General features: G+C 63.9%; 9 protein-coding genes. All 9 read right to left on the bottom strand.

Going from position 1 to position 13,784, the window contains the following annotated elements; genetic code table 11:
• Nucleotides 1-3 precede the first annotated feature (3 nt).
• Nucleotides 4-1,959 (bottom strand): selenocysteine-specific translation elongation factor, encoded by a 1,956-nt coding sequence (gene selB / locus AC0Z42_RS08150; RefSeq protein ID WP_485467719.1) that lies wholly within the window; start codon nucleotides 1,957-1,959, stop codon nucleotides 4-6.
• A complete protein-coding gene (gene selA / locus AC0Z42_RS08145) occupies nucleotides 1,956-3,365 on the bottom strand; it encodes an L-seryl-tRNA(Sec) selenium transferase (RefSeq protein ID WP_485467718.1) in 1,410 nt (469 codons plus the stop codon). Before selA ends, selB begins: the two co-directional genes overlap by 4 nt.
• Nucleotides 3,362-4,408, bottom strand: coding sequence for a formate dehydrogenase accessory protein FdhE (gene fdhE / locus AC0Z42_RS08140; protein WP_485467717.1), 1,047 nt, complete (start codon nucleotides 4,406-4,408; stop codon nucleotides 3,362-3,364). The genes selA and fdhE overlap by 4 nt, the downstream gene beginning before the upstream one ends.
• Nucleotides 4,409-4,572: 164 nt before the next feature.
• Complete coding sequence (locus AC0Z42_RS08135) at nucleotides 4,573-5,244, bottom strand: formate dehydrogenase subunit gamma (RefSeq protein ID WP_485467716.1); 672 nt, start codon at nucleotides 5,242-5,244, stop codon at nucleotides 4,573-4,575.
• Nucleotides 5,231-6,154, bottom strand: a complete 924-nt coding sequence (gene fdxH, locus AC0Z42_RS08130) for a formate dehydrogenase subunit beta (RefSeq protein ID WP_485467715.1) — start codon at nucleotides 6,152-6,154, stop codon at nucleotides 5,231-5,233. The genes AC0Z42_RS08135 and fdxH overlap by 14 nt, the downstream gene beginning before the upstream one ends.
• A 13-nt stretch (nucleotides 6,155-6,167) precedes the next feature.
• Nucleotides 6,168-9,239, bottom strand: a complete 3,072-nt coding sequence (fdnG, locus tag AC0Z42_RS08125; protein WP_485467714.1) for a formate dehydrogenase-N subunit alpha — start codon at nucleotides 9,237-9,239, stop codon at nucleotides 6,168-6,170.
• Nucleotides 9,240-9,423: 184 nt separating this feature from the next.
• Entirely contained in the window at nucleotides 9,424-10,494 is a 1,071-nt protein-coding gene (locus tag AC0Z42_RS08120) for an NAD(P)H-dependent flavin oxidoreductase (protein ID WP_485467713.1), read from the bottom strand.
• Between the two features lie 34 nt (nucleotides 10,495-10,528).
• Nucleotides 10,529-11,470: a LysR family transcriptional regulator gene (locus AC0Z42_RS08115; protein WP_485467712.1), complete on the bottom strand. Its 942-nt coding sequence runs from the start codon at nucleotides 11,468-11,470 to the stop codon at nucleotides 10,529-10,531.
• Between the two features lie 41 nt (nucleotides 11,471-11,511).
• Nucleotides 11,512-13,668 (bottom strand): TonB-dependent receptor, encoded by a 2,157-nt coding sequence (locus tag AC0Z42_RS08110; RefSeq protein WP_485467711.1) that lies wholly within the window; start codon nucleotides 13,666-13,668, stop codon nucleotides 11,512-11,514.
• Between the last annotated feature and the right edge of the window lie 116 nt (nucleotides 13,669-13,784).

Here is a 13,784-nt window from a genome sequence, read left to right as displayed (position 1 = left end):
ATACTAGCTGTTGACGGCGACAGGGGTAAATGACCACTGCGCATTCGGGCGTAACAGATGCCCATTGCCAACCCGGCGAGTATAACCGACCCGGTCAAAATACTCCAAGACCTGGATCGCGCGCTTGCGGCCCAGGCCACTGGCGTCGCGGAAGGCGGCCGCGCCCACGGCACCGGAGCCTTCCGGCAAGCCCGCCGCCACTTGCGCCTGTTGCGCCAGCTGGCGCACCAGCTGCGCCAGCTCGGCCAGCGCGGCCGGGTGGTAGAACAGGTCATGCACCACCTGATTGATCTGGCCCGCCTTCGCCAGCTTGCGCAGCAGGCGGCGGGTTTCCTCTTCGCCCACGCCGAATCGTCGCGACAGGTCGCGCGTCCACGGCGGCTCGAAACGGCCCTGTTCCAGCGCCGCCAGCATGGGTTCCGCCATCGCTTGCTCTTCTGCCTTCAGTTCCACGCTATGGCCGGGCAGGTGCAGGCTGGCGCCAAGCGCCTTGACGGCACCGCCGGCCAGCAAGCCGTCGACCAGGAAGCTCCACAGTGCGTCTTCCATTTCGGCGTCGACGATGCGTTTCAAGCGCCACAGTTCCGGCCCGGCTTCGTCGGGTGCGCGCGCATGGAAAAGCGCCAGCGCCGCCAGCACCCTTTCGTCGAGCAGCGCCAGTGCCTGCGGCGCCAGCAGCAAGGCGTCGCCGCCGCGCAGGGCAATGCGGCGCGTGTCGTCGGGCAGCGCGATCACGGCCGCCGGCAGCAACGACAGCCGCACCAGCAAGGATTCCCGCAGGCCCAGCGGGCTTTGCGCCAGCAGCGCCGCGTAATTGCCATGCGCGACAAAGCTCGCCAGGGCATCGAGCCAGGCCAACCGCGCCGGACTGCGCCGCTTGCGCGCGGGGCCGAACGGGTCCAGCACCATGCCGCCACCGACCGTCTGCGTCGCTTGTGCATTGCGCACCACGAAACGGTCGCCGGGCACCGCATGCATCGGCGCGTCGAACACCAATTGCACGCGGGCGCTCTGGCCTGGCGCCAGGGTATCGCCATCGATGACCACCGCGCGCGCCAGCTGGTGCGCCGCGCCCAGGTGCACATGCAGCGGCGACCAGGCTTTCAGCTGCACGCCGCTATCTGGCAGCAGGGTCAGTTCCACGTCGATGCGCTCGGAACACTGAGCCAGTTCGGGCGCGACGATCCAGTTGCCGCGCTCGATGGCGTCGCGGCCGATGCCGGCCAGGTTCAGCGCCAGGCGCTGGCCCGCCATGCCGGCGTCGGCCGCGCGGTTCTGCGCATGGATGCTGCGCACGCGCGCCGATTCGCCACCGGGCGCCAGCTGCAAGGTGTCGCCCACCTGCGCCCGGCCTGCCAGCGCCGTGCCGGTAATCACCGTGCCCTGCCCCGACAAGGTAAACACGCGGTCGACGCCCAGGCGGAACAAACGCCGCTCGTCGCGCTGCGGCAGGCTGCGCGCCACTTGCGACAAGTGCGCCAGCAGGGCCGCCACGCCGGGGTCGTTGTCGACGCTGGCATTGGTGGCAAACACGGCGCTGCCAGCCAGCGGCGTGGCCGCCAGCAGCGCCGCGATCTCAAGCTCCACCTGCGCGACACGGGCTGCGTCGGCGCGGTCGATCTTGGTCAGCGCCACGGCGCCGCGCGTCACGCCCAGCAGCTGCAGGATCGCCAGGTGTTCGGTTGTCTGCGGCATCACGCCATCGTCGGCCGCCACCACCAGCAAGGCGAAATCGATGCCGGTCACGCCCGAGGCCATGGTGCGGATGAATTTTTCGTGGCCCGGCACGTCGATCACGCCCAGCACCGTGCCGTCCGCCAGCGGCAGATAGGCGTAGCCCAGTTCAATCGAAATGCCGCGCACCTGCTCTTCCTTCAGGCGGTCGGTATGCACGCCCGTCAGCGCGCGCGTCAAGGTGGTCTTGCCATGGTCGATATGGCCTGCAGTGCCGACGATCATGCGTTCAGTTCTTCCAGTTGTTCGATAAAGGCCGATTGATGCGGCGCTTCCAGGCAGCGCAGATCGAGCCACAGGGTGTCTTGCGCAATGCGTCCGATCACCGGGCAAGGCAAGGCGCGCAGGCGCTGCTCCAGCGTGCCCAAGGGGTTGCTCAAGCGCGAGCCCGGGGCGCTGCGGACGCCCAAGCCAAAGCTGGGCAACTGGTCGACCGGCAAGGCGCCGCTGCCGATCTGGCTTTTCATCGCTTCGCCAGACACCACATAGGCGCTGCCCAGCACTTTTTGCAGCAGCGGCAGCAGGGTGTCGGCCTGCGCGCGCATGGCGCCAGCGGGCCGCGTCAGCAGGCGCAAGGTGGTCAACCGTTCGGCCAGCAAATCCGGCGCGCGGTACAGCTGCAGCACCGGTTCCAGGGCGGCCAGAGTCAGCTTGCCGACCCTCAGCGCGCGCTTCAATGGATTGCGCTTGATTCTGGCGATCAGGTCGGCGCGGCCGACGATCACGCCGCACTGCGGGCCACCGAGCAGTTTGTCGCCGCTGAAGGTCACCAGGTCGGCCCCCGCTTCGATGGTTTCGCGCACCGTGGTTTCATGCGGCAGGCCATATTGCGCCAGGTCGACCAGGGTACCGCTGCCCAGGTCCACTGCGGTCGGCAGATTGTGCCTGGCCGCCAGCGGCACCAGTTCATCGAGCTCCACGCTTTTGGTAAAACCGGTAATCGCGTAATTGCTGCAATGGACCTTCATCAGCAGCGCAGTGTGTTCATTGACGCCATCGGCATAATCATGTGTATGCGTGCGGTTGGTGCTGCCCACTTCGCGCAGCACGGCGCCGGCGCGCGTCATCACGTCGGGGATGCGGAAGGCGCCGCCGATTTCCACCAGCTCGCCGCGCGAGACGATCACCTCTTTTCCCTGCGCCAGGGTATTCAACATCAGGAGCACGGCGGCGGCGTTGTTGTTGACGATGGTCGCCGCTTCGGCACCCGTCAGTTCACGCAGCAACTCTTCGACCAGGTCGTCGCGGTCGCCGCGCTTGCCCGTTTCCAGGTCGAACTCCAGGTTCATCGGCCACTGCAGCGCTTCCACCACGGCCTGCACCGCCGCGTCGGGCAGCAAGGCGCGGCCCAGGTTGGTATGCAGCACGGTGCCGGTCAGGTTGAAGACAGAGCGCAGCTGCGAGCGCGATTGCGCTTGCAGGCGTTCGGTCATCTGCGCGGCGATGGCGGCGATGGTCGCCCCCTCTTCGCACACGGCTCCGGCCAGCATGGCCGCGCGCAGTTCGGCCAGCAGCGTGCGCGCACAGGCCAGCGTCTGCACGCGGCCGTACTGCGCAATCAAGTCCAGGCAAGCCGCGTCGCCCAGTATGCGGTCTACCGATGGCAGGCGCACGGTTTGCCCGGTCGTCATGCTTTTTGTTCCTCGCTTTTTCCCAGCCACAGCAGCGGATTGCCGCTGGCGCGCTGGTAGCCCGCTTCGCCGACCAGCAAATCGAGCATCAGGCTGGCCAGGTCGTCGGCCAGCGGTTCGACGTTGTAGTCGTGCTCCTGGTTGAAGACCTTGCGGTAGGTATGGCAGTCGTCGCAGGTTTCCGCGCGCGCCACTTTTTTCGGGTCATTCGCCTTGTTGGGCAGCTTGTCGTCCCTGGCCGTCATCGGGTCAAACGGCGCCGCATCATTGGCGTCCAGGCCCTGGTAGGCGATCTTGCCGTTCTGTTCGCAGGTCGAGCACTTCACGCGCACCATATGCCATTCGCTTTCGCAAACGCCGCAGTGCAGGTAGCGATAGCCCTGCGACTGGCCGCCGATGCGGATCACGCTGGCGACCGGGTGCGAGCCACAGACGGGGCACAGCGCGCCCGTTTCCAGGTCGGGCACGCGCGTGGCGCGCAGCTGGCTGGCCGAACTGGACCACAGGATTTGCAGCGCGGCGGCAACAAACGGTGCATGCATCGGATTGAGGTTGTCGCCGTTTTCATCGAGCACGGCATCGGCGCAGGCATCGAGCGCCGCGTCATCAAGCGCGCGCAGCTGCGCCAGCACCTGGGTCAAGCCAGCCGACAGCGCCGGCTGGGCAGCGGCCGTGGCGGCCAGTTCGTTCAAAAGATCACGGAAGATGGCGCGCCAGACCGGCGGACGCGCGCCGCTGACCGGCAGCACCGGCATGCGGTGCTGGAGCGCGCGGCGCAGCGCATCGGCGTCGGCCACCGGTACGGCGCCGGGCGCCAGTTTTGACACCACCGCCGCCTGCGCATCGGCCAGCGCGGCCATCAGCACCAGATAGCCCTGCATGCCGGCATCGACCGGTATGCCCTTGATATTGCCCTGCGCCAGTTCGCGCAAGCGCAGGGCGCGCGCCGTAAACAGGCTGGTGGGCTGCGGCAGCAACAGGCGCGGAATCGCGTTGTGGTCCAGGCCTTCGATTTCGCCTGGCTGAAGAATTCGTTGTACCAATGGAGTTCCCATCAAAAAAAGCAAGGCAGAGCCAGCAAATAGTGGCCTTGCCATAAAAGTATTCTAATCGATTAATGTACCGCAAGCCGCAAAGGAAAACAGGGGTCAGACCCGACGGGTCTGACCCCAGCTCTTGCACTTGTGGTGAAAGCGGGCAAAAACCCTTAGCGCTTGCTATTGCGTATCACCGCCTCGAACCACCTCGGATGGTGCTTGCGCGCCCAGCCATAGGTGACGGTGCCGCGCACCATGGCGCCGATCGAACCCTTGACCCACAGGGCGGCATAGATATGCACGATGATCGAGCAGATAATGCCGAAGGCGCAGACCGAGTGCAGCAAGACAGCGGCGCGGATGACGGGAATCGGGAAGTAGAACGCGAAATACGCGCGCCAGATCACGATGCCCGACAACAGCAAGCCAACCATGCAGAACAGCAGCACGAAGAACAGGATCTTCTGGCCGGCGTTGTATTTGCCGATCTTGGGAAGCTTTTCTTCGCGGTTGTTGAGCACGTCATCAATTTGCCTCAGCCACTGTTTGTCGCCGTCCTCGAACTTGTTGTGGTGCCAGAAGCGCACCACCAGGATCGCGAACGAGACAAACATCACCAGGCCGGCAAACGGATGCAGAATGCGCGTCCATTGGCCGCCGCCGAACAGCAGCGCCAGCCACGCCATCGACGGATGGAACATGGCCAGGCCCGACAGCGCCAGCATCACGAAGGTGATGGCGGTGATCCAGTGATTGGTGCGCTCATTGGGGTTGTAGCGCTGTATCAGCGGATTGCCATCCTTGTCGCGCAGCTTGTCATGGTGATGGTCAGCGTGGCTCATGGTCTTCCTCCCGGATGCGATTGGCTTCTGCCAAAGCTTCGTGCTCCTCTTCCCGGCTCACCTCGTTCGGACCGACACGCGTGTAGTGGAAGAAGCCGGCCAGTGCCGTCGCGGCCATGCCGGCCACCGCCAGCGGCTTGGACCAGCCTTTCCAGAAACCGACCATCGGGCTGATGCGCGGACGGTCCGGCAGGTTGGAATACAGGCGCGGCTTGTCGGCATGGTGCAGCACGTACATCACGTGCGTGCCGCCGACGCCCAGCGGGTCGTACAGGCCCGCGTTTTCAAAGCCGCGCGACTTCAGGTCGACGATGCGTTCTTCCGCATGGACCTTCATGTCTTCCTTGGTGCCGAACACGATGGCGCCGGTCGGACAGGTTTTTACGCAAGCCGGTTCCTGGCCGACGGCCACGCGGTCCGAGCACAAGGTGCACTTGTAGGCGCGGTCGTCCTTTTTCGAAATGCGCGGCACGTCGAAAGGACAGCCGGCAACGCAGTAGCCGCAGCCGATGCAGTTTTCCTGGTGGAAATCCACAATGCCATTGGTGTACTGCACGATGGCGCCCGGCGCCGGACAGGCCTTCAGGCAGCCCGGGTCCTCGCAGTGCATGCAGCCGTCCTTGCGGATCAGCCACTCGAGGTTGCCGTCATTGCTTTCGTGCTCGGCAAAACGCATCACCGTCCACGATTGCGGCGTCAGGTCGGTCGGATTGTCATAGGTACCATGGTTTTCGCCGACTTCATCGCGCAAGTCGTTCCACTCCATGCACGCCGTCTGGCATGCCTTGCAGCCGATGCATTTCGACACATCGATCAGCTTGGCGACCGTGCCCGTCACCGGCGTCCTCGCCTGTGGCGGGGTGACGGTGGTGGCGGACAGGCGCCGGATATCTAACGATTGCAGTGCCATTATTGAGCTCCCATCATGCTTTTTCCACCTTCACCAGGAAGGACTTGAATTCCGGCGTTTGCGAATTCGCATCCCCCACGCCCGGTGTCAGGGCATTGATCAAATAGCCCGGCTTGGCCACCCCGGCGAAGCCCCAGTGCAGCGGCAGGCCCACGGTGTGTACCGGCTTGCCTTCGATCGTCAATGCCTTGATGCGCTTGGTGACGACAGCCTTGGCGATGATATGGCCACGCTTGGAACTGACCCTTACCCGGCCGCCGGCCACCACGCCGATGCTTTTCGCCAGCTCTTCGCCGATTTCAACGAATTGCTCGGGCTGGATGATGGCATTCAGGCGCGCATGCTTGGTCCAGTAATGGAAGTGCTCGGTCAGGCGGTAGCTGGTGGCCACATGCGGATACTCCTCATGCGTGCCGAACATTTTCCGGTCATCGGCGAACACGCGCGCGGCCGGATTGCTGGTCGCTTGCGGGTTTTTCGGATGCATCGGGTTGTAGCCGAGCGGATTTTCAAACGGCTCGTAATGTTCGGGGAACGGCCCTTCGGCCATCGCGCCGCGCGCAAAGAATCGCGCCACGCCCTCGCCCAGCATGATGAACGGACCCATGCCGTTTTCCGGCGGTTCGTCAACCTTGAAGTCGGGAATATCGGCCCCGCTCCAGTTGGTGCCGTTCCACTCGATCAACTTGCGGGTCGGATCGAACGCCTTGCCCTTCAGATCGCACGAGGCACGGTTGTACAGCACGCGGCGATTCGCCGGCCAGGCCCAGGCCCAGCCCAAGGTCTGGCCGATGCCGGTCGGGTCGCTGTTGTCGCGCCGTCCCATCTGGTTGCCCGCCTGCGTCCAGCTGCCGGCGAAAATCCAGCAACCGCTGGTGGTGCTGCCGTCGTCGCGCAGTTGCGCAAACGAGGCCAGCTGCTCACCCTTTTTCACCAGCAACTTGGTCGCATCCTTCGGATCGTACAGGTCGACCAGCGCCTTGCCATTGAATTCGCGCGCGATCTCTTCCGGCTGCGGGTTATGCGGCTGCGCATAATTCCACGTCAGGTTGACGATAGGGTCAGGGAACTTGCCGCCCTCTTTCTGGTACAGTGTGCGCATGCGCAGGAACAATCCCGACATGATCTCCAGGTCGCTGCGCGCCTGGCCCGGCGGTTCGGCTGCCTGCCAATGCCATTGCAGCACGCGCGAGGAACTGACCAGCGAGCCGCGTTCTTCGGCGAAGCAGCTGGTCGGCAAGCGGAATACCTCGGTCATGATCTTGCTCGAATCGACTTCGTGGAACTCGCCGTGCGAGCGCCAGAATTCGCCGGTTTCCACCGCCAGCGGATCCATCACGACCAGGAACTTGAGCTTCGACAGCGCTTCGGTGACCTTCTGCTTGTTCGGCGCGGACGCCAGCACATTGAAGCCCTGGCAGATATAGCCGGTCATCTTGCCTTGATGCATGTTCTCGATGGCCTGCATCAGGTCATACGGCTTGTCCAGCTTGGGCAGATAGTCGTAGGCGTAGTTGTTCTCGGCCGTGGCGAAATCACCCCACCACGTCTTCATGAAGCTGACGTGGAACTTGCGGTAGTTGCTCCAGTAGCTGAGCTGGTTAGGGCGCAGCGGCTTGGTGGCGCGCGCGGCGATATAACCGTCGAAGTCCTGTTCGCCCTCGTTCGGCAGGGTCATGTAGCCCGGCAACAGGTTCGACATCAGGCCCAGATCGGTCAGGCCCTGGATGTTCGAGTGGCCGCGCAAGGCGTTCATGCCGCCGCCGGCGATGCCCATATTACCCAGCAACAGCTGCACCATGGCGCCGGTACGGATGGTTTGTGCACCGGTCGAATGGTGGGTCCAGCCCAGTGCGTACAGGATGGTACCGGCGCGACCAGGCACGGCGGTCGACGCCAGCGCCTCTGCCACTTTATGGAACTTGTCGGCCGACACGCCGCACGTACGTTCGACCATCTCGGTCGTGTAGCGCGCGTAGTGCTTCTTCATCATCTGGTAGACGCAGCGCGGGTGTTCCAGGGTCGGATCGACCTTGGCATAACCGTCTTCGCCGATTTCGTAATCCCAGGTGCTCTTGTCGGTGTACTTGCCTTTTTCCTTGTCGAACCCCGAATACAGGCCATCTTCAAAGGCATAGTCTTCGCGCACGATGAAAGGCATGTCCGTGTAGTTGCGCACGTACTCATGCTGGATCTTGTCGTTCGTCAGCAGATAATTGATGATCGCGCCGAGGAAGACGATGTCCGTGCCGGTACGCGTGGCGCAGTAGTAATCTGCCACGGATGCGGTACGGGTAAAACGCGGATCGACAACGATCAGCTTGGCCTTGTTATGTGCCTTCGCTTCGGTTACCCATTTGAATCCGCAAGGATGTGCTTCTGCTGCATTGCCGCCCATGACCAGGATCACATCGGCATTCTTGATATCGACCCAATGATTCGTCATCGCGCCACGGCCAAACGTCGGGGCAAGACCTGCCACCGTCGGTCCGTGTCATACACGCGCCTGATTATCAAAGGTCAGCATACCCATGCTGCGCACTGTCTTGTGAGTCAGATACCCTACTTCGTTGCTGCCGGCGGACGCGGCCAGCATGCCGGTCGAAAGCCAGCGGTTGACGGTCTTGCCGTCGGCATTCTTTTCGATCAGATTGGCGTCGCGGTCATCCTTCATCAGGCGCGCGATCTTGTCGAGCGCCACATCCCAGGAGATCGGTTGCCATTCGGTGCCACCCGGTGCACGGTACTCGGGCACTTTCAAGCGATTCGGGCTGTGGATGAAGTCGATCAGGCTGGCGCCTTTCGGGCACAAGGTGCCGCGATTGACGGGGTGATCGGCATCGCCTTCCACGTGAATAATGCTGGAGACGGCGTTTTTCGCGCCATCGCCCAGACCGTACAGCAGCACGCCGCACCCTACCGAACAGTAAGGGCAGGTATTGCGTGTCTCGGTGGTCCGGGACAGTTTGTATTGCCGCACTTCCGCCAGCGCCTGGCCCGGTGCAAAACCGAGCATGGCGAGGCTGGAGCCGGCAATGGTCGCGCCAGTTACCCTGAGGAACTGGCGCCTTGACATCTGAACCATATCAGGCCTCTATGAGGTGAGTAAAATAAAAGTCACTACGTGATGGCAGTGTCATATCGATAAGATATAAGCAACATACTTTTGCCATATGACAGTATTTTACGCCTCAATCAACGATGAGGCTGCATTGCGAGGTCAAGTTTGCTAGTAGACAATGTTTTCTCGTACTAAAGTATAGTTTCTTTTATGCAATATATCCGGCTGCTGCCGCGAGTTGCTGCGTCAGCTCACCGGCTGGCAGGCCGGAGGCCAGGCGCGCCGCCTGCCCCGACCACAGCAGGCTGAAGTCGCCGCTGCCCTGCGCCTCGGCTTTTTGCTTGAGCAGCAGCGAGGCACCGCCGGCCAGCGGAAAGGCGGGCGCCAGCGCTGCCATCGGCCCCACTTCCGTCACCAGCCGGGTCGCCAGGCCCCGCGCGGCCCGTCCCGTGTAGACATTGGTCAGCCGCGTCTGGTCGTCACGCGCCTGCGCCAGCGCGGCGCGGTGCACCGCCGACGTACGCGCTTCCGGACACGGCAAATAGGCCGTACCGGCCTGCACGCCAGCGGCCCCCAGCGCCAGCGCCGCGCGCACGCCACGCGCGTCGGCAATCGCGCCGGCGGCGATCACCGGCAGCGTCACGGCGTCGACGATTTGCGGCACCAAAGCAAAGGTACCGACTTGCGCATCGATATCGTCTGTCAAAAACATGCCACGGTGGCCGCCCGCTTCCCAGCCCTGGGCGATGATGGCGTCGCAGCCGTGCTGCTCCAGCCAGATGGCCTCGGCCACGGTGGTGGCCGACGATAAAATCACCGCGCCGCTGGCCTTGACCCTCGCCAGCAGCCCGGGCGCCGGCAGGCCGAAGTGGAAGCTGACCACGCCGGGGCGCAACTCTTCCACCAGCGCGCACATTTCCTCGCCAAACGGGTGGCGCACGGAAGTCGGTATCGGCAACGCCGGATCAATGCCCAGTTCCACGTAATATGGCTGCAAGCGCGCGCGCCAGGCTGCTTCGCGGGCGGCATCGACTGCGGGCTGCTGATGACAGAAGAAATTCAGGTTGACGGGGCGGTCGGTCGCGGCGCGTATCGCCTGCATTTCAGCGCGTATCTGCTGCGCATCGAGCCCGGCGCAAGCGAGCGAACCGAGGCCGCCGGCCTGCGCCACGACGATGACGATCTCATGCATTGCGACGGCCACCATCGGCGCTTGGATGACAGGCAGCGCCACTCCCAGCAAGGTGGTGATGCGTTGGTCTGGCGTAGTGTGCGTCATGGCTTTCTTTCGTGAGGGGCCTGCGCGCATTGGACTATGCCAGCGGGCTTTCTGCCAGCGGCAACGCTGGCGTCACCAATACCGAATGCTCGAACTGCTGGCGCACGCGCTGCAGGAAAGCCGCCAGCGCGGCCGACACAAAACCGTCGCGCCGGCGCACGCACCAGGTTTCGACTTGGCCGGCGCCATCGGGCAGCACATGCATGGCCAGCCCAGCATCGGCCAGCAGTGGTTCGACCAGCGCGCGCGGCAACAGGCTGACGCCGATGCCGGCGCGCACGCAGCCGAGGATGGCGTCGAGCGAACCGAGTTCCATCATGCGCAGGCGCGCCGTGCCACGGCGGCGCATCACCGATTCGAGCAGGCCGCGGTAAGAGCAGCCGTCGCGAAACACGATCAGCTTGGTTTCCTGCAGGCCGGACCAGATGCTGGCCGGGCCGAACACGCTGACCCACGGCGCCGTGACCAGCACCAGCTCTTCCACGCCGACCGATTCGGCCAGCAACTCGGGCTGGGCCGCCAGGTCGATCACGGTGGAGGCTACCAGCGCCGCGTCGAGTGAGCGCTCCAGCACGCAATCGCGCATCTGCTGCGAGGTGCCGGTACGCAGCGTCAGGTCGACCTCGGGGAAATCCATGGCGTAGCGCACCAGCATGTCGGGCAGGCGCAGCGCGGCGGTGGTTTCCATCGCGCCAATCAGCAGCGGCCCGGATGGCTCGGCGCCGGCCTGCATGGCCTTGCCGGCTTCGGCCAGCGCCTGCGCGACGGTCGCGGCATACGGCAGCAAGCGCTCACCGGCGCCACTCAGGGTCATGCCGCGGCCATGGCGGTAAAACAGCGGCACGCCCAGTTGCTGCTCCAGGCGCTGGATGCGCTGGGTCACGTTCGATGGCACGGTGCCCAGTCGGGCGGCGGCGCGCGTGATGCTGCCGCCGTGCGCCACGGCGGCGAAAATGGCAAGGTCGGTGGAATCCATGGCAGTGACTGGCGTTCAAAACGCCAGTATCCCATGAACAACTACAGGCTGTAGCGCAAGGTGAGCGCCACATTGCGTGGCGCACCGGGCAAGCTGAGGTTCGGGCTGCTGCCATGGCCGGACACGATATAGCGCGTATCGCCGAGATTGTTGACGTTCAGTTGCACCTCGTACTTGCCGGTACGGTAAGCAGCCATGGCGTCGGCCGTCACGTAGCCGGGCAGCAGCACCGTGTTGCCCGGATTGGCATAACGGCTGCCGACGGCATTGGCACCGCCGCCGACCGTAAAGCCATGGCCCAGTTTCTTGGTCAGCCACAGATTGGCCGTATTGCGCGACGTCAATGTGGCGCGCTTGCCCTTGACGGCGACCGAACTGGCGGTGGTGCTGCCAGGCAGATTGACGCTGCGGTCGAGCGCGATCGAATCGGTGATGGTGGCGTCCAGATACGCATAGCCGGCCGTCATTTTCCAGCCGCCATGCAGGTCGGCGTTGAAAGTCAGTTCCAGGCCGTCGGTACGCTGGGTGCCGACCGGCACGATACGATTGGTGATGGGGTCGCTGGTCTTGATATTGTCGCGCTCCAGGCGGAACAGCGACACCGTGGCATTGGCGCGTCCACCCATCAGGTCATATTTGGCGCCCACTTCGGTATTGCGCGTGGCTTCCGGCGCCAGGTCGGCATTGTTGGCGGCCAGCGCAAAGTTCTCGCCGCTGGGCTGGAAGGAACGGCTCCACGAGGCGTAGTAGGACTGCGTGGCGCCCGGCTGCCACACCAGGCCGGCACGCGGACTCCAGGCAGAGTCGGTACGCGACAGGTTTGCCGTGGTGGCCCCCGCCGCATTGACCAGGCGCGACTGCTGCTGGTAGCTGTCGTAGCGCAAGCCGGCCAGCGCCTTCCATTGCTCGCTGAAGGTGATCGCATCCTGCACATAGCCTGCGGCCGTGTCGTAGGTGCCGAAGGTGTCGCTGCGCACGCCCAGTCTGGTACGGTCGACGCGCGGCAGCACGGGATTGAAGATGGCCACATTGGTCGCCACCACGGTGGTGGCCCAGCTGCTGGCGTCCTTGCCCTGGGTGCCGAACTCGGCGCCATACAGCACTTCATGGCGGACATTGCCCGTGAACAGCTTTTGCGTCAGCTCGGTCTGGTTGAACCAGCCATTCTCATCACGGTTGAGCTTGGCATGTCCCAGGTTCATGGTGGCGCGCACCTCGTTCACATTGCCCGAGATATTCGTGTTGTTGCGGTCCAGGTGATAGTCGTAGTAGCGGAAGGCATTGCGCAGCGACAAGGTATCGCTGAACTTGTGCGTCAGCGTGGCCGAGGTGGACGCCACGCGCGACTGGCTGAAGTCCGCATCGCGCGCATTGGCCGCGCCATAGTAGGTACGGGCATCGACGCTGACCGGACGGCCCTGGTACGAAGGAATGCCGAAATCGGTCAGGCGGCGGTCTTCCAGGTAATCACCCTGCAGCAGCAATCGGGTATCGCCGGACAGGCGGATCGCCACCGATGGCGCCAGCGCCGTGCGGTTCAGCAACTGCTGGTCGCGGTAGCTGTCGGACAATTCACGCGCACCCGTCAGGCGCCACGACACTTCCTCGCCAGCGCGGCCGACGTCGATTTCGCCACGGCGCCCGGCCGTATTGGTCACGCTGAGCGCCACATCGGCGATATCGATGCCCGGTTTTTTGGTGATGCGGTTGACCAGCCCACCCGACGAACCGCGGCCGTACAGCACGGCGGCAGGCCCCTTGATCACTTCCAGCCGTTCGACGTTCGACAGGTCACGGAAATACAGCGCATCGTCACGAAAACCATCGACGAACTGGTCGCCGATGGCCGTGAAGCCGCGGATAAAAACCTGGTCGCGCTGGCCGTCGCCGGTCGACAGTCCCACGCCGGGGATATTTTTCATGACGTCCTGGATCGACAGCGCGTGCTGGTCGCGGATAACGGCGGCCGGCACCACATTGATGGTCTGCGGCACATCGCGCAGCGCCATTTCCGTCTTGGTGGCGCTGCCCGAAGTGGGCGCGACATAGTAGGAGCCATCATTGTCCTTGGTGGCCGTGACCGTGACGGCCGGCAAGCTTTCCTGGCCAAATACTGTCTGTGGCAAGGCGCCGATGGTGAACGCGCCCAGCAGGGCGATGGTGATACGTGTTGGTACTGGCTTGCTGCGCGACTGCATACGACTCCTGTTATCAATGAATGAGAATCATTCTCATGGTTATGATAACAGCACCAGTCGCGTCAGGCGAATGAAATGTGAGTAACAGTACTTATAGACACGCCACTTGAGGTAAA

The organism is Janthinobacterium sp. 1L-D-8-B-C4 (assembly GCF_057291295.1).
This window is presented reverse-complemented; position numbering and strand designations above follow the sequence as displayed.

Bases quoted from the DNA above. Each gene is read 5' to 3' on its own strand.
- selB (WP_485467719.1), bottom strand. From the start codon at position 1,959: ATGATCGTCGGCACTGCAGGCCATATCGACCATGGCAAGACCACCTTG.
- selA (WP_485467718.1), bottom strand. From the start codon at position 3,365: ATGACGACCGGGCAAACCGTGCGCCTGCCATCGGTAGACCGCATACTG.
- AC0Z42_RS08135 (WP_485467716.1), bottom strand. From the start codon at position 5,244: ATGAGCCACGCTGACCATCACCATGACAAGCTGCGCGACAAGGATGGC.
- fdxH (WP_485467715.1), bottom strand. From the start codon at position 6,154: ATGGCACTGCAATCGTTAGATATCCGGCGCCTGTCCGCCACCACCGTC.
- AC0Z42_RS08120 (WP_485467713.1), bottom strand. From the start codon at position 10,494: ATGACGCACACTACGCCAGACCAACGCATCACCACCTTGCTGGGAGTG.
- AC0Z42_RS08115 (WP_485467712.1), bottom strand. From the start codon at position 11,470: ATGGATTCCACCGACCTTGCCATTTTCGCCGCCGTGGCGCACGGCGGC.
- AC0Z42_RS08110 (WP_485467711.1), bottom strand. From the start codon at position 13,668: ATGCAGTCGCGCAGCAAGCCAGTACCAACACGTATCACCATCGCCCTG.